This is a genomic window from Mycobacterium sp., assembly GCF_035640695.1.
In the GTDB taxonomy this organism is placed as follows: domain Bacteria; phylum Actinomycetota; class Actinomycetes; order Mycobacteriales; family Mycobacteriaceae; genus Mycobacterium.
Genome location: NZ_DASQVQ010000067.1, coordinates 1 through 19,618, shown reverse-complemented (window position 1 = coordinate 19,618; position 19,618 = coordinate 1). Strand labels below are relative to the sequence as shown.

The 19,618-nt window shown below is 63.8% G+C and carries 18 protein-coding genes and 2 pseudogenes; 12 read left to right on the top strand and 8 right to left on the bottom strand.

The window, feature by feature from the left end; genetic code table 11:
* The first annotated feature begins 102 nt into the window (after positions 1-102).
* Complete coding sequence (locus tag VE759_RS08710; protein ID WP_324930430.1) at positions 103-807, top strand: LpqN/LpqT family lipoprotein; 705 nt, start codon at positions 103-105, stop codon at positions 805-807.
* 63 nt (positions 808-870) lie between these two features.
* Here the strand turns inward: VE759_RS08710 and VE759_RS08705 are convergent, their stop codons facing one another.
* Positions 871-1,689 (bottom strand): shikimate 5-dehydrogenase, encoded by an 819-nt coding sequence (locus VE759_RS08705; protein WP_324930427.1) that lies wholly within the window; start codon positions 1,687-1,689, stop codon positions 871-873.
* 45 nt (positions 1,690-1,734) lie between these two features.
* Here VE759_RS08705 and VE759_RS08700 point away from each other — a divergent pair, with 45 nt between their 5' ends.
* Positions 1,735-3,042, top strand: coding sequence for an alpha/beta hydrolase (locus tag VE759_RS08700; protein ID WP_324930424.1), 1,308 nt, complete (start codon positions 1,735-1,737; stop codon positions 3,040-3,042).
* On the opposite strand, the gene VE759_RS08695 is transcribed toward VE759_RS08700, so the two are convergent.
* A complete protein-coding gene (locus VE759_RS08695; RefSeq protein WP_324930421.1) occupies positions 3,003-4,001 on the bottom strand; it encodes a GNAT family N-acetyltransferase in 999 nt (332 codons plus the stop codon). The genes VE759_RS08700 and VE759_RS08695 overlap by 40 nt on opposite strands.
* Before the next feature lie 191 nt (positions 4,002-4,192).
* Here VE759_RS08695 and VE759_RS08690 point away from each other — a divergent pair, with 191 nt between their 5' ends.
* Positions 4,193-4,639, top strand: coding sequence for an Hsp20/alpha crystallin family protein (locus VE759_RS08690; protein ID WP_324930418.1), 447 nt, complete (start codon positions 4,193-4,195; stop codon positions 4,637-4,639).
* 115 nt (positions 4,640-4,754) lie between these two features.
* Here the strand turns inward: VE759_RS08690 and VE759_RS08685 are convergent, their stop codons facing one another.
* The 3 genes from VE759_RS08685 to VE759_RS08675 all read right to left on the bottom strand — a co-directional run bounded on the left by VE759_RS08685 (position 4,755) and on the right by VE759_RS08675 (position 7,750).
* Entirely contained in the window at positions 4,755-6,269 is a 1,515-nt protein-coding gene (locus tag VE759_RS08685; RefSeq protein ID WP_324930415.1) for an LCP family protein, read from the bottom strand.
* 92 nt (positions 6,270-6,361) lie between these two features.
* Entirely contained in the window at positions 6,362-7,201 is an 840-nt protein-coding gene (locus VE759_RS08680; RefSeq protein WP_324930412.1) for a hypothetical protein, read from the bottom strand.
* A 195-nt stretch (positions 7,202-7,396) separates the two neighbouring features.
* Positions 7,397-7,750: a VOC family protein gene (locus tag VE759_RS08675; protein ID WP_324930409.1), complete on the bottom strand. Its 354-nt coding sequence runs from the start codon at positions 7,748-7,750 to the stop codon at positions 7,397-7,399.
* Between the two features lie 913 nt (positions 7,751-8,663).
* Here VE759_RS08675 and VE759_RS08670 point away from each other — a divergent pair.
* Positions 8,664-9,695: a DUF6777 domain-containing protein gene (locus VE759_RS08670; protein ID WP_324930406.1), complete on the top strand. Its 1,032-nt coding sequence runs from the start codon at positions 8,664-8,666 to the stop codon at positions 9,693-9,695.
* Between the two features lie 267 nt (positions 9,696-9,962).
* Here the strand turns inward: VE759_RS08670 and VE759_RS08665 are convergent, their stop codons facing one another.
* Positions 9,963-10,637 (bottom strand): hypothetical protein, encoded by a 675-nt coding sequence (locus VE759_RS08665; protein WP_324930403.1) that lies wholly within the window; start codon positions 10,635-10,637, stop codon positions 9,963-9,965.
* Positions 10,638-12,668: 2,031 nt separating this feature from the next.
* Between VE759_RS08665 and VE759_RS08660 the strand changes: the two genes are divergently transcribed.
* Genes VE759_RS08660 through VE759_RS08650 form a run of 3 tightly spaced genes read left to right on the top strand, consistent with a single transcriptional unit; the run spans position 12,669 to position 15,502 of the window.
* Positions 12,669-12,917, top strand: coding sequence for a hypothetical protein (locus tag VE759_RS08660; RefSeq protein WP_324930400.1), 249 nt, complete (start codon positions 12,669-12,671; stop codon positions 12,915-12,917).
* Positions 12,918-12,925: 8 nt separating this feature from the next.
* Positions 12,926-13,672, top strand: coding sequence for a hypothetical protein (locus tag VE759_RS08655; protein ID WP_324930395.1), 747 nt, complete (start codon positions 12,926-12,928; stop codon positions 13,670-13,672).
* A gap of 24 nt (positions 13,673-13,696) precedes the next feature.
* On the top strand, positions 13,697-15,502 hold the full coding sequence (locus VE759_RS08650; protein WP_324930392.1) for a hypothetical protein: 1,806 nt from the start codon (positions 13,697-13,699) through the stop codon (positions 15,500-15,502).
* A gap of 384 nt (positions 15,503-15,886) precedes the next feature.
* Here VE759_RS08650 and VE759_RS08645 read toward each other — a convergent pair.
* A pseudogene (locus VE759_RS08645) lies at positions 15,887-16,353 on the bottom strand (MarR family winged helix-turn-helix transcriptional regulator).
* Between the two features lie 14 nt (positions 16,354-16,367).
* Positions 16,368-16,970, bottom strand: a complete 603-nt coding sequence (locus tag VE759_RS08640) for a TetR/AcrR family transcriptional regulator (protein ID WP_324930390.1) — start codon at positions 16,968-16,970, stop codon at positions 16,368-16,370.
* A gap of 115 nt (positions 16,971-17,085) precedes the next feature.
* Between VE759_RS08640 and VE759_RS08635 the strand changes: the two genes are divergently transcribed.
* The 5 genes and pseudogenes from VE759_RS08635 to VE759_RS08615 form a co-directional block, all read left to right on the top strand.
* A complete protein-coding gene (locus VE759_RS08635; RefSeq protein WP_324930387.1) occupies positions 17,086-17,562 on the top strand; it encodes a DUF1772 domain-containing protein in 477 nt (158 codons plus the stop codon).
* Positions 17,563-17,616: 54 nt separating this feature from the next.
* Positions 17,617-17,934 (top strand): NIPSNAP family protein, encoded by a 318-nt coding sequence (locus VE759_RS08630; RefSeq protein ID WP_324930384.1) that lies wholly within the window; start codon positions 17,617-17,619, stop codon positions 17,932-17,934.
* A gap of 22 nt (positions 17,935-17,956) precedes the next feature.
* Positions 17,957-18,340, top strand: coding sequence for a DUF4267 domain-containing protein (locus VE759_RS08625; RefSeq protein WP_324930381.1), 384 nt, complete (start codon positions 17,957-17,959; stop codon positions 18,338-18,340).
* 875 nt (positions 18,341-19,215) lie between these two features.
* On the top strand, positions 19,216-19,374 hold the full coding sequence (locus VE759_RS08620; protein ID WP_324930378.1) for a hypothetical protein: 159 nt from the start codon (positions 19,216-19,218) through the stop codon (positions 19,372-19,374).
* Positions 19,371-19,618 (top strand): annotated as a pseudogene (locus VE759_RS08615) (hypothetical protein); the annotation flags it as partial. The gene VE759_RS08620 and the pseudogene VE759_RS08615, both read left to right, overlap by 4 nt.

Here is a 19,618-nt window from a genome sequence, read left to right as displayed (position 1 = left end):
CATTCGCCGTTCCAAGCCGATTCCAAGCCGATTCCAAGCAGACGTAGCTACGATGCGCTCCGGTCGCGGCGCGGAAAAACGCCGGTCGAGAGGAGACGCTTCATGCCGAAGACGACAGCAGTCGGCGCCGCCATCGCTGTTGTGGCCATGAGCCTCGCCACGAGCCTCGCCCTGGTCGGCTGCGGCTCGAGCAACAAGTCCGCCAGTACGGCGACGACCACGACCACGACGAGCAAGACCCCGTCGGCCAAGATTCCGCCGCGCACGGCCGAGCAGGCTCCCGGCCCCCTCCCCACTATTGCGTCGTACATCGCCGAAAACGGAATCCAAGAAACCCCGGTCCACCGCGGCGACCCCGGCTCGCCGACCGTCACCCTGCCGGTCCCTCCCGGCTGGGCGGACGCCGGCACCGACACACCCGACTGGGCCTACGGCGCGATCGTCTACACCGGACCCGAAGCCGCCGACTACACGCCGAGCATCGTCGCGGTGGTCTCCAAGCTGACCGGCAACGTCGATCCGCAGAAGATCATCGACCTCGCTCCCGGTGAGCTGAGCAACCTCTCCGGCTGGTCGCCGATGAACGAGGGCGCCACCAGTGAGCTCGGTGGTTATTCCGCTTACCAGCTGGCCGGAAGTTGGGACGACAACGGGACAAAAAAGATAGTCGCGCAGAAGACCGTGGTCATCCCCGGCAGCGACGGACTTTACGTGCTGCAACTCAACGCCGACGGCAGGGACAACCAGGCCGGCGTTCTCAGTGCCGCAACCGATGTGATCGATCAGCAGACCACGATCACCCTGTAACGGTGGCCCGGCCCGTTGCCCGAAAAGGTGCCTCGACCGGTCGTCGTGGTCAATGCGCCGCAGTCAAGCCCTCGAGATGACGGAAGCGGCTTCGATCAGTTCGGGAGTCGGCCGCACGCCGGTGTAGCGCGCGAACTGCTCCGCCGCCTGCAGCGCGATCACTTCGGCCCCGGTGATCACGTCCTTGCCGGCCGTCCGGGCCGCGGCGATCAGCGGGGTCTCCGCCGGCACCGCCACGACGTCAAAAACGATGTGCGCCTTGTTGATTAAATCCTCGCCGTATGCGGTCTGCTGTTCTTCGGGTCCACCGGCCATGCCGATCGGTGTCGCGTTGACGATCACCGCAGCGGCCAGCCCGCGAACGTCGGGATGCCACTCATACCCAAGCCGATCGGCCAGTGCCCGCCCGCTTTCGGGGTTGCGGGCGACGATGACGCCGTCGGAGAAGCCAGCATCGCGGAACGCGGCGCCTACCGCGTTGGCCATCCCGCCGCTTCCCCGAATCAGCACCTTCACGTCGGGGTTGAGTCGATGTTCCCGGATGAGCTGCGCGACCGCGATGTAGTCGGTGTTGGCCGCGGTGAGGCGTCCGTCGTCGTTGACGATCGTGTTCACCGAGTGGATCACCTGTGCCGACTCCTCGATCTCGTCGACCAGCGGAATGACGTGTTCCTTGAACGGCATCGACACCGAGCAGCCGCGGATACCAAGAGCACGCACCCCACCGATCGCCGCGACGATGTCTGTCGTGGTGAACGCCTTGTAGATGAAGTCCAGACCAAGCTGCTCGTAGAGATAGTTGTGGAACCGCGTGCCGATGTTGCTCGGGCGCGCAGCCAGCGAGATGCAGAGCTTGGTGTCCTTGCTCAGCGGCGGTTTCATCTGGTCGCCGAAGCTACCACCGTGACCTCCTCGTAAGGTGGCCGAATGCGCGCAAGAGAAAAAGGATTACTTCCGCAGGTAGCGGCTCTGATGGTGTCCGGCATCTCGGCGGCGTCGACGCTGAACGCTTACCATCCGCTGGCCCGCCGCGGCCGTCCGTCGGTGGCGGCATTCGCCTTCGGAACGATCGTTTCCGAAGTGCCTCTCCAGACGCTCGGCGCGCAGGCCCTCGGCGTGGCCGCCGTGTCCCGCCGGCTGCCGCTGCGCACCCGTCTGCTCGTGTGGCTGCTGTCGGGGTTGTCGTGGTCGGGGTTGGTGTGGCTGGATCGCGTCGGCCGTCGGGCGAACGAGCCGCTGACCGCGGCGCTCGACGACGGGTTGGGCACCGATCGGCGCACCGACTCGACTAGCCTGTGGCGCCGTCCGGCGGATCAGGGCGGAACAGCGAAGGCGCCCGGGCTGGTGCGGATGATGCGGATCTACCGCGACTACGCCCATGACGGCGACATCCCCTACGGACCGTACGGCCGCGCGAACCGGCTGGACATTTGGCGACGGCCCGACCTCGACCGCGATGGCCGCGCGCCGGTACTGCTGCAGGTGCACGGCGGCGGTTGGGTGATGGGAAACAAACGCGGACAAGGACATCCGCTGATGAGCCACCTCGCTGAGCTCGGCTGGATATGCGTGTCCATCAACTACCGGCACAGCCCACGCAACACCTGGCCGGACCACATCGTCGACGTGAAGACGGCCATCGCGTGGGTCAAGGAGCACATCGCCGAGTACGGCGGCGATCCCGACTTCATCGCCATCACCGGCGGATCAGCCGGTGGCCACCTGTCCGCGCTGGCGGCGCTCACGGCCAACAACCCACAGTTTCAGCCCGGGTTCGAAGACGCCGACACCCGCGTGCAGGCCGCCATTCCGTTCTATGGCATTTACGACTTCACCCGCAACGATGGTCGCTTGCTGCACCCGAACAACATCGAGCTCCTGGAGACGTACGTGATAAAGCAGCCGCTCGCCGACTATCCCGAGTCGTATCGGGCGGCGTCGCCGATCACATACGTAGATGCCGAGGCTCCGCCGTTCTTCGTGCTGCACGGCGCAAACGACTCGCTCGTCCCGGTCGAGCAGGCCCGCACCTTCGTCGCCCGGCTCCGCGACGTCAGCAGGGTACCCGTGGTGTATGCCGAGCTGCCGCTTGCTCAGCATGGGTTCGACATCCTCGGCTCGGCGCGGGCCGCGCACGCCGCGGTGGCCGTCGAGCAGTTCCTGGCCGAGATCTATGGGTCGGCGAGGGCGGTCAATCAGTCGAAGGCATGGATGACCTGCCGCGCCACGCCGTGAATCTCCTTGATGCAGTCCATCTTCAGCGGAAGGTCGTTCGGATCGGGGACGTCGACGGTCGTGGTGACCACGCCGGGTTCGTCGTGTTCCCAGTCCGCCGCCAGCCGATCCAGCAGCGTACGCGCGGGCGTGTTGTCGGAGAGCACCTCGGCGTGAAACCGATGGATGCCGCCAACATGGGCGGCGATCGCAAGCGCCCCGAACAACAGCGACCCGATGCCGCGGCCCTGATAGGCGTCCGCGACCGTGAACGCGACCTCCGCGCAAGTCGGGTCGTCCGTGCCCCGCACGTACCGGGCATCGCCCACGATGGACCCGTCGGCACCGTCGGTGGCGACCCAGACGAAGTGGTCGACGTAGTCGACCTCGGATAGATACGTCAGCAGCGCCTCATTCGGGGTGCGCACCGACAGGAATCGCCGGTACAACGTGTCGGGCGAGAACCACACGCGACCCTTGATGACCCGCACACCGTCGCCGGGCAGGACCGGCCGCAGAAACAGCTCGGTGCCGTCGCGGGCACGGACCGGTATGGGCGTCAGGAACGCGGCCAGCCGCTGTCGCGCGGTGCGCACCAGCCTGTGTGCGATGTCGGGGATTTCGAGCATCGCCTCGAACGCCCGATGGCGCCCCTTGAAGGCATATAGCCGCTCGGTTGCAATGACTGTTGCGGTTCTGGACGTGTTCCGTAACAGCGCGATCTCGCCCACGATCAATCCGGGCGGCACGTCGGCCACCGCAGTCGCGCCGTCCGGACCGGTGTGCCGGATTTTGACGATGCCCTCGGCGATGAGCAGAAACGACAGCGCGGGATCACCCTGTCGCATCAACACGTCACCGGGCGCGGCCCGCACCGGCTCCAGTTCGGCTGCAAGCGGGGCGAGGTCGGCAGCGTCAACTCCGACGAACATCGCAAGCCCGGCCAGTTCGTTGGCGCTGACGGCTGCGGCCTCGGTCATCGACTCTCCCTGCAGCGGGCGTTGCAAGGTACGTTACGGCGTCCGCTCGCCGCCCGGCAATGCCGCAAAATCGCCCGAAATCTTCGCCAAATGATTAGCACTCTCGATAGAGGAGTGCTAATCTTGTCAGTGCACAGTAGTAGGCTGCCCGCCAGGGTGGCGGGCTCTGAGGGAAACCAGGAGGTGTTGCTGTGCTTCGCTTTGATCCGTTCAGCGACTTTGACGCGTTGACCCGGAGTCTATGGAGTCAGACCGGATCAAATCGCAGTCCACGGTTCATGCCGATGGACCTCTATAAGGTCCAAGATCACTATGTGCTGACGGCCGATCTGCCCGGGATCGATCCGGGTTCCGTCGACGTCAACGTCGACAACGGCACCCTGACGATCACCGCGCGCCGGACTCCGCAGTCCGACGATGCCGTTCAGTGGCTGACGAGTGAGAGGTTCTTCGGCACGTATCGGCGGCAGCTGGCCCTCGGTGAGGGCATCGACCCGTCCGGCATTTCCGCAACCTACGAGAACGGCGTGCTATCGGTCACGATCCCAATGGCGGAGCAGGCCAAGCCGCGGCGCATCGAGGTCACGCCGGCCGGTGGCCAGAAGTCGATCGAGACCCACACGGTCGAGTCCGGCTAGCCGGTCGCATTTCGAACCCGCAGCGCGGCGCAAGCCCGCTGCGGGTTTCATTTTGAGGGATTCTATAAACGGATCCGACCCTGCGTATTGCCTGGGACCGGCGGTTCGCGGGGACTCAGTTGACGCATGGAATCCCGCCGCCGGCAACCGCCCGCCCGGTGTCCGGGGCCTTGGTGGGCGTTGCTCCCGTTTCCGATGTACTGACCGCGGAATATTCGTCTTGCCACAGGCCGTCGGGCAACTGGTAGTCCCGGCCGAGAGTCACACGCAGGTGTCCCGCGGGCAGGTCGGCCGCCTGAGGTGAAGCGCTGATTCCCAGCAACGCAGCGACGTTCTCGGCGTCGGCCTGCGCACCGTCCCCGTATTCGATGGTGGTACTGGTGTGTTCACCGGCCGAGGCGCTGCGGATCTGTCCCGCGATGAAACCGCGACCGGTCAATGACCGCGACACCGTCGCCGCCAGCCCGGCGGTGCCGGCGGCGTTGATCACGTCGACGGTGCTCGACGGGGCCTGGGTCGTCGATGTGGTCGTGGGCGAGCCGTTGTTGAACGCGGCGGCCACTTCGGCCTTGATGGCGGCCGGGTCGATGATGTTTACCGCCTCGCCGTCGGCGGTCATCTCGTAGCGCACCACCGGCAGTGTGCGGAATTGGACGTCCCCGCCCGCCAGAGCGCCTACGCGCTGGAATTGCTGCTGGCTCCATCCGGTGGACAGCACGATGTTCTTTCGAGCGATCGCCATCAGCGCCTCGAGTTTGGTGACGTCGGTGAACGATCCGGTCTGCTGCAGCTGCCGCATGACGCCGACCAGGAACGCCTGCTGCCGGTGCGTGCGGTCCAGGTCACCGTTCTCGAGCCCGTGGCGTTGACGCACGAACGCCAGCGCCTGTTGGGCATTCAGCGTTTGGCTGCCGGCCGGGAAATCGGCACCCGAGTATTCGTCGTAGACGGCATGGTTCAGACACACCTGAACCCCGCCCAAGCTTTGGGCCAAGTCAAAAAACCCCGCCAGGTTGACCTCGGCGAAGTAGTCGATGGGCGCGCCCGTCAATTTGCGCACCGCGTTGATGGTCGCCGCTCGCCCGGCCTCACGGCCCGAGGTCTCCAACGACTGTTGATCGGAAACGCCCTTGTCCATGAGCCGCTGCTCGGTGTTGGCCTTGGTCAGCCCGTAGGCCTCCTTGATCTTGATGTGGCTGTAGCCCGGAATGCCGCTGACGGCGATGTAGTCGTCGCGTGGTATCGAAAACGCCGTGACCTTGTCGTCGGCGGCGATGTGAACCAGTATCAGCGTATTGGTGTTGTAACCACCGGAATCCGAGTCGCCGGCGTGCAGCTTGGCCAGCATCGCCGACGGTAATTCGTTGCCCTGCTGGTCTTTTCGTGAGTCCAGGCCGATGAGCAAGATGTTCATCGCACCGCCGGTTGACTTCGGATCATTCTCACCGAGGGCCTGTGACACGGTGATGCCGCCAACCAGCCCGTGGACGACCCACCAGCCCACGCCGGCGCCGGCCAGAACGAGCGCCGACACCACCCCGATCGCGACGCGCAGAACCGCGAAGCCACGCCGACGGCGCGGCTCCGTCGTGACCGCACGATGGCGCGGGCCATGCGGTTGCGGATCCATCGATACAAGTATTCAGCACCGCGGCCGAGGCGGTAGTGGGCGGCATCTGCGCAGGACATCGTCGGTCTAACGGTCGATGCCAGCTCTTATGGTCACCTGAACTGCAACCCACGCTTGCGCACCCACAGCTCGGCGGCGACCATTCCGGCCAGCCAGACCGCTACGGCGATGCCGAGATGGACGAAGCTTTTGGTGTCGCGCCCCAGCACCGGCCCGATTGCTGCGGGTAGCTGTCTCCACAACATGCGGTGCCCCACCCCGCCTACCGGGTCGGCTATGTAGTACAGCGCATACGGCAGCGCCAGGGCCAGGAGCCAGGCGGCGGTCCGGCGACGATCGCGACGCTGCCGCCACCGCCGAATCAGCGGCACAGCGGCCACCGGATGCAGCACCGAGATCACGTTGCCCACGCCGAGCCAGGTCACGATGGGCACTACAACGTTGGGGATCGTGACGGCCAGGCGCGCCGGCGTTTCCAGCCACAGCGTCAGCACCATCGCAGCCGTTACGGTAGGCAGCCCGATCAGCACGATCAGGGCCAGGTTCTTGATCACTAGCATCCGCCAAAATGGCACCCCATCGGACAAACCCTTTAGGACGCGGTAGTGATCGGCGCCAAGCAGGTTGGTGGTGGTGACATCGGCGAGGACAAACGAGGAGAAGTAGGTGCCAACCACGACCACCCAGTCATGGTGGCGGCCATGGGGTGTCATCGGCTGTACCACCAACCACCCCGCGGCGAGGAACAGGTTGGCCACCACGCCCATCAGCCAGGTGCGCGGCGGGGTGAAGGCCCAACGGATCTCGGCGCGTACCGCCGGCCAAAGGTCACGTTCGAAATCCTTGGCGGCCCGTTCGGCCGCGGCGGGGCGCGGAGCCGACGCACGCACCGCCGCGCGCAGATGTGGGCCCACATGTGGGGACATCGGCATCTGAAATCCCAACATCTGCTCCCCACCAGAGCGGCAGTGCGTGCGACCATACCCGGTCCAAGCGGTTAACCGCACTACTGCGGGACGACGAGTGCTGCGTCGAACGCGTAGACGATGACGGCCGAGAGGACCTCGAGCTCGTGCGAGGTGAGTTTCTGAGCAGGCGCAACCATCTCGGCACCGGCGGTGGAACGGTCAGTACTTGACCCGGAAACCGCCGATCAGTCTGATCATGTTGCCGTCGGGATCGGTGATGGTGCAGAGCCGCACACCCTTGTTGACCTCTTCAATCTCGCCGGGCGCTAGGCCGTGGTCCCTGGCCTCGACTACGTGCTTGTCCAGATCGTCGACGGCGATGTTCAGCAGCCCGGACCCCGCCCGGTCCTCATCGACCCATACCTGGACCCAGCCGCCGTCAACGACCTGCCATTCCACCAGCACGGGCATCGGGTTGTTGTCGGCCGCACGTCCGAAAAACGTTTCGTACCAGGTGTTGGCTGCGCGGATATCAGTCACCGGGACTACGGCCAAGACATGTTCGATCGTCATTGTCGGCACCCTTCGTGGAAGTGATTACCTAATAAGCAGACTCCGATGCGCCGCCGAACTCACCGCGTCACGCTACGTTCGATCTGGGCTCTGCGTCGCCCGTCAGAGACCGGTTGGCTGCCTGCCTCGATGCGATTCATAGCAAACAAATCAGTGGCGCTAGCTGCAATGACAATGTCAAGTACCTGGGCGCAAACTGACTGTATGAACAGCGGTCGGCGTGTGGCGACAGTAGCGGGAATAGTTGCTGTCGTGGTCGCGCTAGCGTCGCCGGGCGTCGCGAGCGCGGACAACAGCAACACCAATACGAACAATAACGACGTGACAAATATCGGCGACCCCAGCAATATGGCCCCCCAGTCCAACGGGGACACAACCTGGCCACCGGCAGGTTTGTCCTGGCCGCCGAACGACACCATGAACAGCGGTGGCGAAAACGGCCGCGCTGCCGCGCCGCCAATCGTCCTGCCCACGGGAGAGCCGGCTCCGACGGAGGCGGCCACGGCCAACACATCACCTCTGGCGTCGAAACCGATCGTGCCTGTCAATACCTCTTAATTAGCCTGGTCTGACCTGCGTGGCAGGGTGCAGCGGCGCCAGGTCCAGAGTCAAACCCGGGTGGGCATACGCCGACGGAAAGCTTGGCGCCCCGGAAAATCGCCGCGGCAAACGGCACTAGACGCTGATCGATCAGTCGCCTACGTACACATCCGCTGCCCAGCAGAAAGTGGGCCAATTTGAGGCAATGCTGAACGACTATTTGGAACTCGAGTAGTCGAATACTCAGTTCATGCCGCTCTAGTGGGGTTTACATTTGCCCGGTCACACGAGCTAGGGCGGCGGCAACATGCACCTCAAGTTTCAATCCACTCCACGTCGCCGGGACGGTAGGCGAGGGCGTCGGTCGCCGCCGTTGCCGCATGCGGTCGCTGCAGCATTTTGCGCCGCCGCGTTGGCCCTCGGCTTCAGCGGCTGCATGAACGGCGAAACAAAGAAGGAACAGCGGGCTACCAACCTGGTGTCATTGGAGGCGGCCAACTCTCCTGGCCCGTCGCCGTGGATGGATTCCATCACCTCGGGTGACCAGCCGAGCACAGTGAACCGCGTCGAAAAAACGTCGACCGGCTCGCCAGATGGCCAAGCCGGCACGCAGATGTTGTCGGGCGACAAGGTCGGGTTGTACGCCGGATCGACGAGCCAGGCGGTGTGCGACCGCGACAAGTTGGTGGACTTCCTCGAACGGAATCCAGCCAAGGCTCAGGCGTGGCGGGACGCGATTGGCATCTCAGATATTCGCAATTACACGAAAATGCTGTCGCCGGTCCGTCTCACTCAAGACACAAGGGTGACGGGTTACCGTTTTGAGAACGGCCGGCCGACAGCCGTCCAGTCAGTGCTACAGACCGGCACAGCGGTGATGATCGACGACCGAGGAATTCCGCGGGTTCGTTGCGATTCTGGAAGTCCGCTCGCCGAGCCGCAAACATACCCAAGCCAGGAGTACACCGGGAACAGATGGCAAGGCCTTGACACCAACTCGGTCGTAGAAGTGCGAAAATCCGATACTCCTATTGAAAACCTCGCTCTGGTTGCGCTACCCACGGCGGGCGCAGCCCCGCCGTCGATCCCCCTCGCGGAAATGCCCGTTGGCGAAACCGTAGCGGCGCCGGCACCCAGACTGTTGCTACCGCCAGGCGAAACATTGGTGCCAATACAAGTGACCCAGCCGCTGAGCTCCACAACTTCCAGCGTCCGGGTGTCAACCAGCAGCACGACGACCACACCGCCGACAACAACCACGACCAGGAGCTCCGGCGTGTCCAGCTCATCGAGTTCCACGGCACGGTCGGCGACGACCTCCGTCCCGGCAACGCCACGGGGTATCCAGACACCCAATGCGCCCAAGTTGCAAGGGCCGCCGGACATCTCGCTGCCTGACCACTGACGACGCCGCTTCTGACAAGCGCTACCGGTTACGAAATCCTAAGGCGCTTGCCAGTCGCGCGCCAGCCGCAAGCGAGGACAATGCGCCTAGAACTCGGCGCAAGGTTCGGTTAACGAGTTAGCCCACGTAATCATCGAATCAGCTTCAACGGGCCGCGACTCTGATGGGCTCTACCATCCCTGACCTTGTACCACGCCTGCGGGGACCCGTTTCGGGTACTCCTGCTAGGTGGCCCGGTCCGCATCTTTGTGTCGCAGCCATCGCACTTTAGGAAAACAACCCTCCCTTCGGCGGTGTTGTATCAGCCCGTGCATGGTCGGTAAAGTCATTGACGAAATCGCTCATGTGAACAAATTCTGCGTGCAAGTCAACGAGTGCGGACTGATCTATCGGCTCGTGGCTATTAACTTCGTGTATCAGATGGTTCAAGAGATCCCGTATTCTATCGTTGTGGGTATGTATCGTTTCGCCCGTCGAGGAGACCTGGGGCGACGCCACAACTTTGACGATGAAGTCTGTATGGAGCCACTTGCCGTAATTATCAGTCCACGTTTTGACTAACGGGTCCATCGCGGCCGTGTCGCTTGGGTTAGATTTAAAGTGTTCGACCAATTCGTTATCAGCGCGGAGCAGATCGCTCTGGTAAGTTATGTAGTCTGCATACGTCGTTGCTTTGCGCGCAATCAGTGCCTCATTGGCTTGAGCGGTATTGTTAGATTGCGCCACAATATATGACGAGATACCACCAACTAATGCGCCTGTGAGAGCAGCGAAGGCGCTGATCGCGGCAGTAATAAGCGGCACCTGCCACTCATTCTTATTACGAATTCCCGATTTCGGTGTTTCTGGGTCGGGTTCGCGCGTATCGACCATTGGCTCATCGTCCGCTGGCTGCGCTCGTGCTTCATGTTTCGGTGGCTTGTCCTGTTCATTGTCCGCCATGTGAGTACGGTAACGACTTTGTCCGATTGGCACGCCGAATCGGCCAGCTGTTATTTCAGTGTCCACCGCATCCGCACGGAAGGTGGGCAGCGGCTGGATACATCGCCGCATCGATGCCACCAGCAGCCATCGGACGCGCCGACATCAACTTCATTGAGCGGAACACGGCAGCCTCCGCGACTTCGTCGGTTCCGACAAAGCTAGCGAGCAGATCTGATTGGGTGGGTGCGCAACTCCTTGACGGCCGTGCTGATGGTTTTGTTGACGCGCATGACACAGATGGCTGAAAGCGGCGGTCGGTTGTCGTCGAGGTTACGGCCTTAGTTGATCAAGGCGGCCAAGCAGGGAATTGCCGTGACCGGCTCGCCGTAGCGCCAGTTTTGAACGGCATTCCAGGCGAACACGATCATCGACAAGCGGGATGGCCTCGGCCATCCCGATATGTCCTGCGCGGCCAAGCGATTCGCCATCGCGCGATACCGACTCATCAGATCCTGGTAGCCAGTCCCGTTGCCGCCGGCTCGTGAACCCCCGCGGTACCGCATTAGGCAGTACGGAAATGCCAGCACACGGTCACCACCGGTGCACTCCAAACCAGACCGGAAGCGGTAATGAGTGTCCGCAGCGACGGAATGAGTTTGGCGTCGAGCAGTCTCTGGGACGGGCCCAGGCGGGGCAAACCATTCATAGCAGCGCCATTATGCGAATCAAGCTCAGTTACCCCCGGCCTGTTAGCGGCGGGAGTCGCCGCGGCAGCGATCGTGGCCGCGCCAACGGCCATGGCCAATGCCGCGGCCGGTCAGCATGCTTGCGCCCATTCGGGGGTGTCGGAAACCAATGCCACTCGCCGGGCAACGTTCAGATCAACGACTCGCCTCGTTATCCGCAGTACACGTCTCAATATCCTTACAGGGAGGGCGACGTCTTTGACCGGGGTGGTTTGGGCACGGCGGTGGTTTCGGGCACGGCGGCCGGGCCGGTCACCGTTAGCGGCTGACGTAGGCTTTTGACCCCGGGGTCGGTTCAGCGCTGTACACAGCGAGGTCGAAGCCCAAAACGTCCCCTGACGACGCTCCACCCGTTCAGGGATGACAATTTCTCTGCTCTCGATACCGGTGGCCAGTGGTTTGGCAGATCCTGCTCGTCGACCAGGAACTAAGTAGCTGTACCGCGTAACACGTCATAAGATATGACTTATATGAGGATCTTGAAGAGCGGACAAAAGCCAACCTGGTCTGCATTAGCCAGGATACGACGCAACCTACTGGCTGCTGCTGCAGCCACAGCGCTTCCGCTGCCGATCCTTATTACACCGGCCGCTACCGCTTACGGCTCCCAAGAAATCGACATAGACGCGGTGTGCCAAGCCCAGTACCCGGCCAGTGGCAACTTCGACGCCGGACACGCGTACCTTATGGACCCCGGCGACGCTTACTCCTGGCGGTGCAAGCGAGGCGCGCTCCCAGGTGGGGCTATGGTTGGCAACCTACCGGTGGATGTCGCTGCATACTGCGCCCAGTTTGGAAAACACGCAATGCCCGCGGCTTCTCCGAACTGGGCGTGCACGTAGCGGTCAATGTTGGATCCGTCTTCTCCGATCTAGAAAAACGCGACCGATGAGATCCTTCTAGCATGACCTTTGCGACCCCGCGGTTCAGCCCGGGAGTGTCCGAGACACTCGAAGGCTCCTGTCTCGGGCTTTAACTGCGAGATGGAGCCTGACCTGATCGCTGCCAACTTCGAGCCGTTTCGTCCCGCGCCTGCACCCTTCAAGCGCCGCGGTGCCCGCCACACCCCTATACCCCAGTTTATTGGACGAGACGCGAAAATCTTGATTTCAGCCATAGAGAATCGGCGTTCACTCCATTGCAGATCATGGTTCAACCTCCGTTAAGATTCTCTAATTCCGATCTTGATTGCGCGTTCTTGCCGTCCACATTTGCATGCGATTCGGCACCGAATCATTGACCCGTACCCTAAAATTACTCACATTACGAGCTAAAGTAAGTGCCGGCGATAAAGGTGGTATCGATGAGGCATGTACGGAGGCGCTTTTGGTGCGAGGTGAGCCTCGGAACCATTAGTGCCGTACTACTGATAATCACGGCAACGTGGCCCGACTGGATCGAGAAGGTGATCGGGACTGATCCCGACGCCGGCACCGGCTCGCTGGAGTGGGCAATCGTCGTAGTCCTCGCCGTCTGCGCCGTTACCTTGCCGCTGTTGGCCAAGAACGAGTGGCGGCGTGCTCGCGCCGGCGGCTCCACACCGGGAAGCTGAGAAAGTCGATGTCCGAGGCCGCAGTCACCCTCGTGGGCCAGGCCGCGTTCAGCTTTGTGGGGACCGTCGAGCGCCTCGGCGCGGCGACGATGGAGGACCTGCCCGTCGATGAGCGGACGGCCGTCGTGCGCGTGGACCAGGTGCTGCAGGCTCCGGATGCGTTCGCGCAGCTGGCCGGTATGAGCGTGACGGTGCAGCTGTTGCCCGACACCGAGCCCCCAGAGGTCGGCTCTACATTCGTCTTCTTCGCGAACGGGCTCGTCTTCGGGGCGGGCATCGCGTTGACCGAGATCGGCCGTCTCCCCGTGGAGGAAATGGAACCGCACATTGCGATGGCGGCCGCGGCCGGCGGCGCGGCCCCGCTCGAGACGCTGCAGCGGCAGGTGACTGCCGCGCGGTTGCGCGCGCAAGCCGACAGCGCCGACGCGATCGTGCTCGCGAGGGTGGTCGGGCTCGAGCGGGCGTCGGGGTCGCCGCTGCGCGAGCACGACCCCGACTGGTGGCGGGCGACCCTGCATGTGATCCACGTCGAGCGGGGTGACGTACAGGAGGACTCGGAGGTCAAGGTGCTCTACGCCAACAGCCTCGACGTGCGGTGGCGCGAGGCGCCGAAGCCGAAGGCGTCCCAGAACGGGCTCTGGTTCTTGCACGCCACCGAGGGGGAGCTCGCCGAGCTCGCCCCGTTCGAGATCGTCAATTCCGAGGACCTCCAGCCGGTGCAGAACCTCGAGCTGCTGCATGAGACCGGGAGCTGAGGGGCCATGATCAGAGTCGTTAATATGATGCCGGCGGCATTGAGCGGCGAGTCCAGACAAGACAGCGAGCCGAACATCGCGGTCAACCCCGCCAACCCGACAGACATTGTGGGTACCGCCTTCACGCCCGCGGCGGGCGGCTCGTTCGCGCCGATCTATGTCTCGGTGGACGGCGGCCTCGCGTGGTCGCTGCGCAACGTCGTGCCCGGCAACGGCTTCGTCGGCACGGGCGACATCACGGTCGGCTTCGCGACGAGGGGCGGGATGCTCTACGCCGGCACGCTCAACGGCACGACCGGCCATCTGCAAATCATGCGCACGTCGGGGCCCACTTCCACCACGCCGATGACGGTGCTCGTCGACCGAGCGAACGAGGACCAGCCGTGGGTCGTCGCCGGCAGCGTGGTCGTCAGTGGCGCCTCGGTCGACCGCGTCTTCGTCGGCAGTAACGACTTCAACCAGCCGAGCGGCCAAACAGGGACCGTCGACCGGTCGGCCGATGCGGCGACGCAGCCCGCTCCGGCAGGCTTCGCGCCGTTCCAGTTGGAACACCGCACCACGTCCGGCCAGGACGGCCCACCGGTTCGTATAGCGCTGCATCCCAGTGGCGTGGTCTACGCCGCATTTCACCGGTGGGTGACCAACAACGGCTCGAACATCACGATCGACGTCGTGGTCACACGCGATGACGCATGGGGCACGAGTGCATCGCCGTTCAGGGCGCTCGTAGACAGCGGGGACGGCGTTATCGGCCAGCGCGTCGCCACCGGCCGCTTCATCCGCTTCAACGACACGATGGGCCAGGAGCGCCTCGGCGCCGACCTGGCGATCACCGTCGATCCCACCGATGCGAACACCGTCTACATCGCATGGTGCGATCGCGTCGGCGGCTCGGCCGGCACCGACTGGACGATCCATCTGCGCCGCTCGACTGACGGGGGTCAGAACTGGTCGGGCGACCTGCGCACAATCACCAATGCAAAGAACCCGGCGCTCGCCATTAATTCGCAGCGCGTGGTGGGATTCGCTTATCAGCAATTCACGGGCACCCGCTGGGTCACGCAGCTCGAGGTGACCGCCGACGGCTGGGCCAGTGCCGCGACCACGATGGTCCTCCACACGGCGCCGTCCAATACCCCCGCCCGAGCGTTCTTCCCGTACATCGGCGACTACATCCGCCTGCTCGCCGTCGATGTGGACTTCTACGGCGTGTTCTCAGGCTCGAACTCGCCCGACTTGGCGAACTTTCCCTCTGGCATCCTCTATCAGCGGAACGCCAACTGGACAACGCATACGCTGCTTGCCGCCGACAACGCAACTGCCGTCGCTTCGTCAATCGATCCGTTCTTCTTCCATTTCCGTTATGGCGATCCCGCCGGATACATGTTCGACGCCCAAGGCACCAAGCACGTGGTCTATCGCGGCGGCGACGGTCACATCCGGGAACTGTGGTGGGACGCCGACCAGGGCTGGCATGTCAACGACCTGACCGCCGCCACCGGCGCCGCGGGTGCCGCGGGCGATCCCGCCGGATACATGTTCGATGCCCAAGGCACCCAGCACGTCGTCTATCGCGGCGGCGACGGCCACATCCGGGAACTGTGGTGGAACGCCGACCAGGGCTGGCATCTCAACGACCTGACCGCCGCCACCGGCGCGGTGCGTGCCGCGGGCGATCCCGCAGCGTACATGTTCGATGCCCAAGGCACCCAGCATGTGTTCTATCGGAGCCGCGACGGTCACATCCGCGAACTGTGGTGGAACGCCGACCAGGGCTGGCATGCCACCGACCTGACCGCCGCCACCGGCGCGTTGGCGCCTAATGCCTAGAGACCGTCGGTGAGGAGTAACGACCGACGCGATCGATGATCGGCATGTCGCACAGGATCAGATCCTCGCCTCGCGGCTGATCGCAGGGGTCGATCAGGCGGGCGAGCATGTGACGCTCCAAGATCAAGACCAGATAACCCTTGCCCCCGCATCTAGCAGAGATTTCGCTGGTGGTCCTTCGTGAGGTCGAAACATACGCCATTCCTCGAGCGGGCTGTGTGGCTCATGCTGAAAAGTCCGGAGCCCTAACCCATCTCGGCTGGGCAACGACCAGTGAACGGATCCTCAAGGTCCGCAACCGCGGCGCCCCAGAGCGGCCATCGAAGCAGAGTCCTCGGCACAATACTGGTCGGTCTGACTCTGTCATGGTGAGCGCTTTCCTGATCAGTCGACACCTGAGTGGCGTTTACGGGGGGCCGCCGAGCGCGGTGGCCGGTCACGCATGTGGTCGCGGACGGGACTCATGATGTCGCCGAGGGCGCGCACGTCCTGGTCCGAAAGCGTGCCGTACAGCAGTTCGCGTACGACCTGGATGTGGCCGGGGAGGACCTTGGCGACATGGGCTCGGCCCGCCTCGGTGATGTCGACGACCGTGGCGCGCTTGTCATGGGTGCTGACTTCGCGGGTGATCAGCCCTGCGTTTCCAACAGTCCGGCCTGATGGGTCAGGCCGCTGCGGCTGTAGACCACACCGTCGGCCAGCTCAGTCATCGTGAGCGGCCGTCCGGCGTCGACCAATTTGGCCAAGACCTCGAACTGCACGTAGCTAAGGCCGCCCTCGGCCTGCAACTGCTCTCGCACGGCGTACTGCAGCAAGCTGACCGCCTCGGTCAGGGCTAAGTACGTACGCATTTGCACAGCGCCAGTCAGCGCTTGGTCAAGCGCATCGTTTGTCGGCTGCTGGTGAATTGGTTGACGAGCACTTGGAGACGATCGGAGTCGTAGCCAGGGCGTAGTCGGCCGGCACGGCTGAGGGTGACCAGTCCGTGCAGTGCGGCCCAGAACACCTCGGTGAGAGTGTCCGCATCCTGTTTGTCGGCGACGAGGGCGACTGCTTGGTGCAGTTCGGCGAAGGCCGCCTCCAGCTGAGGGGGTGTGTCTTCGGCAGCGAAGCGCAAGGTGGTCGCGCGGGTGAACATCGCGTCGTACACCGCGGGGTTGTCGCGGGCGAAGTCGATGTAGGCGTGGGCAATCCGGGTCAGCGCCCCTTTGGCCGCGCCGGTGCCCGAGCGGGCGGCCCGAATGACCTCGGCGAGCTCGCCGAACCCCTCGATGGCGATGGCATCGGCGATTTGTTCCATGCCTTGAAAGTGCTTGTACAACACAGGCTGGCTGTACTCGATTTCGGTCGACAACCTACGGGTGGTCACCGCGTCCCAGCCCTCGGCTTCGGCCAACGTGCGAGCCGTTGTGATGATCAGCTGCCGGCGGGCGGCGCGCTCACGCGCCCGGCGATCCTCAATGGCCATACCGAATTATAGCATCGCTAGAAGTTCTAGCACTGCTATTGACACGCCCACATCCAAGGGGTTAGCGTTGCTAACGCTAGCGTTGCTAGCGCCTACGACTGGTGGGGAGTGCGACATGAACTTCGACCTCATTACCCGCGCTGCGGCGCTGATCGCCGTGCTGGGTACCGCGGTGGTGTACGGCACCGACGTGTTCTGCGCCATCGTGCTGCGACCGGCGCTGGCGTCGGTCAACGACAGTGCCCTGGTTGCGGTCATGGGAAGGGTGCATCGATACGGAGACAAGCGCATGCCGGTGCCCGGAGTGCTCGGGGTGCTCGCCGCCGCGGCAAGTGCGGTGCTGGCAGCGGTGGCTGCGCACTGGGCGCAGGCCATCGCAGCGGGTGTCGCCCTGGTCGCGCTGTTGGTGTGGCTGGTCCTGTACACCCAGGTGAGCGCCCCGATCAATCGTCAACTGACCGCGGCTACCGACGCTAGCAAGGCGCTGCCGGATGGGCGTGCGCTGCAAGCGAAGTGGGAGTCGATCATCGATGCCCGCGCGGTGCTGCAGGGCGTGGCGGTGGCCGCACTGTGCGTGGCGCTGATGATCTGACAGGCCCCTGCGCACAGATTGACGCCGAATTCCACTTCAAGGAGCCCGATTTCAATGTTTCAGCTGAGGATCTACACCCTGCGATCGCCGGAGGCTCTGGACCAGTACGCGACGGTGCACTGGGCGCGGCACGTGCCCACCTTCGAGACGTTCGGGGTCACCACTCACGGTGTGTGGACCGAACACGGCGACGGCGGGAACCAACTGGTCGCGCTGATCGGCTACCCACCAGACGCCGACCCCGACCAACTCACACGGCACATCATGACCAGCACAGAATTCGCCGCCGACATGGCCGGCTTCGACGTCGACAACATCGTCGACGTTCAGACGATACTGCTTGACCCGACATCGTTTTCAGCAATTCACTAGCGACATCTCAGGAGTGTTCGACATGACCATCACCACCACCATCGGCTACGTCCTGGCAGGACTGCTCGCCGCAGCGATCATCTTCATCGGTGCACGCTTCCTCGTCGCGCCGCGCGTCGCCGCCGCCGGTTACGGCGTACTACCCGATCTAGGCCAACCCGGTGCGAGCGCCTACCTCAGCGTCAAAGGCATCCGCGACATCGCCACGGGGCTGTTCGTCATCATCCTGATGATCGCGGGCGCCACCCACCTGGTCGGCTGGGTGATGCTGGCCGCCACCATCATCCCGCTCGCCGACGCGGCCATCGTGCTGCGCAACGGCGGATCCAAGTCGATCGCCTACGGAGTCCACGGCGGCACCGCCGTCGTCATGCTCATCACGACCGCGCTGCTGCTCGTCTCCTAAAAACGCAGACGACTTGCCCGCAACATTCACCGCATCAAAACCCCCAGCGACACCGAGTAGGACGAGATGACTGAGATGAGAGCCGATCTGGTGTCGCCGCCGGGAAGTGACGCATACCACCGCTGCTAGGCTCCGACGACTCGCGCCGCTGATCAGCCGCCTCGCGGGTTGGGTGGGAGATCGAGTGGGCGGCCGCGAGAACGTCTATCCGGCCGCGGTCGAGAACGTCCTCGCCGCTTCCTGGCGTCGCGTCGGCGGATGACCGCGACCGGCAAGATCCAGAAGAGCCGGCTGCGCGAGCCCTACTGGACCGGCCACGACCGTCGCATCAACTAGGGATCCCGCCCGGGAACACCGCACCGCTTGTCCGAGTAGGCGCGCTTCAAGCTGGATCTCGATCTCTGCTTGGCAATCATGCCCCCGCGTCGCGTAAAACTCGACGATATCGGGCACCGCACAACCGTTTGTGCAATGCAAAATTGTTGTGTAATGCACAGTGGTGCAACCCAATTCAGTGACCAAATGCGGCGAAGGTTGGGGATAATGTGGCATGCCGACCTACACCACCTTGGACACCTACCCATCCCGGTGCGTACGGCTCAATTCTTGAGTTTTGAGATCGGGATGCCTTGGTCGGCGCGTTGAGCTAAGGCGATTCGAACGCCTCGCTGAACCGGCCTCATCCGTGCGCAGGTGGTGGCTGTGGCTGAGGGATCGATCGAATCGATGGGGGTGGGTGGTGCGGCCGCGCAGTGGGGAGAATGCTTGTTAAATCTATATATATTTATGTGTCTTCGGCGTGTAGATGCGGTGCGCCGGCTTCGGGTGGTGGCATGATCCCGCTCCAGGTCAAAAGCAGCCCGATCGGAGATCGAATGATGAGAAACTTGCTGTACTGGTCTCTGCGGCAGGGATGCTTTTGGCACCTCGTCTCCGGTCAGATCGTGCGCGAGTTACCGCGCGGCGGGCACGCCCCCGGCAAGCAAGCCGCCGCGGTGGTCCAGTTCTTCAAGATCAGCGAGGAGCAGTCATGAAGACACTGATCGCCATGGTGCTGACCGCGCTGAGCATCTGGAGTGCAGCGGTGGCACTGGCCGATAACGGTCAGTCATCTACCCCCAGTCTCCCACCGGCCCCACCCACGCCGACACCGATTCTGGTCACCGGAGGGGCCAGCGGCGGTACCAGTCCGGGCAGCTCCTGCGTCCCCCGTCTGGGGCTGCGGAACATGCCTCCGGCACAGTCCCCGCCGATGCTCTGGAACCAGAACGGCGACGT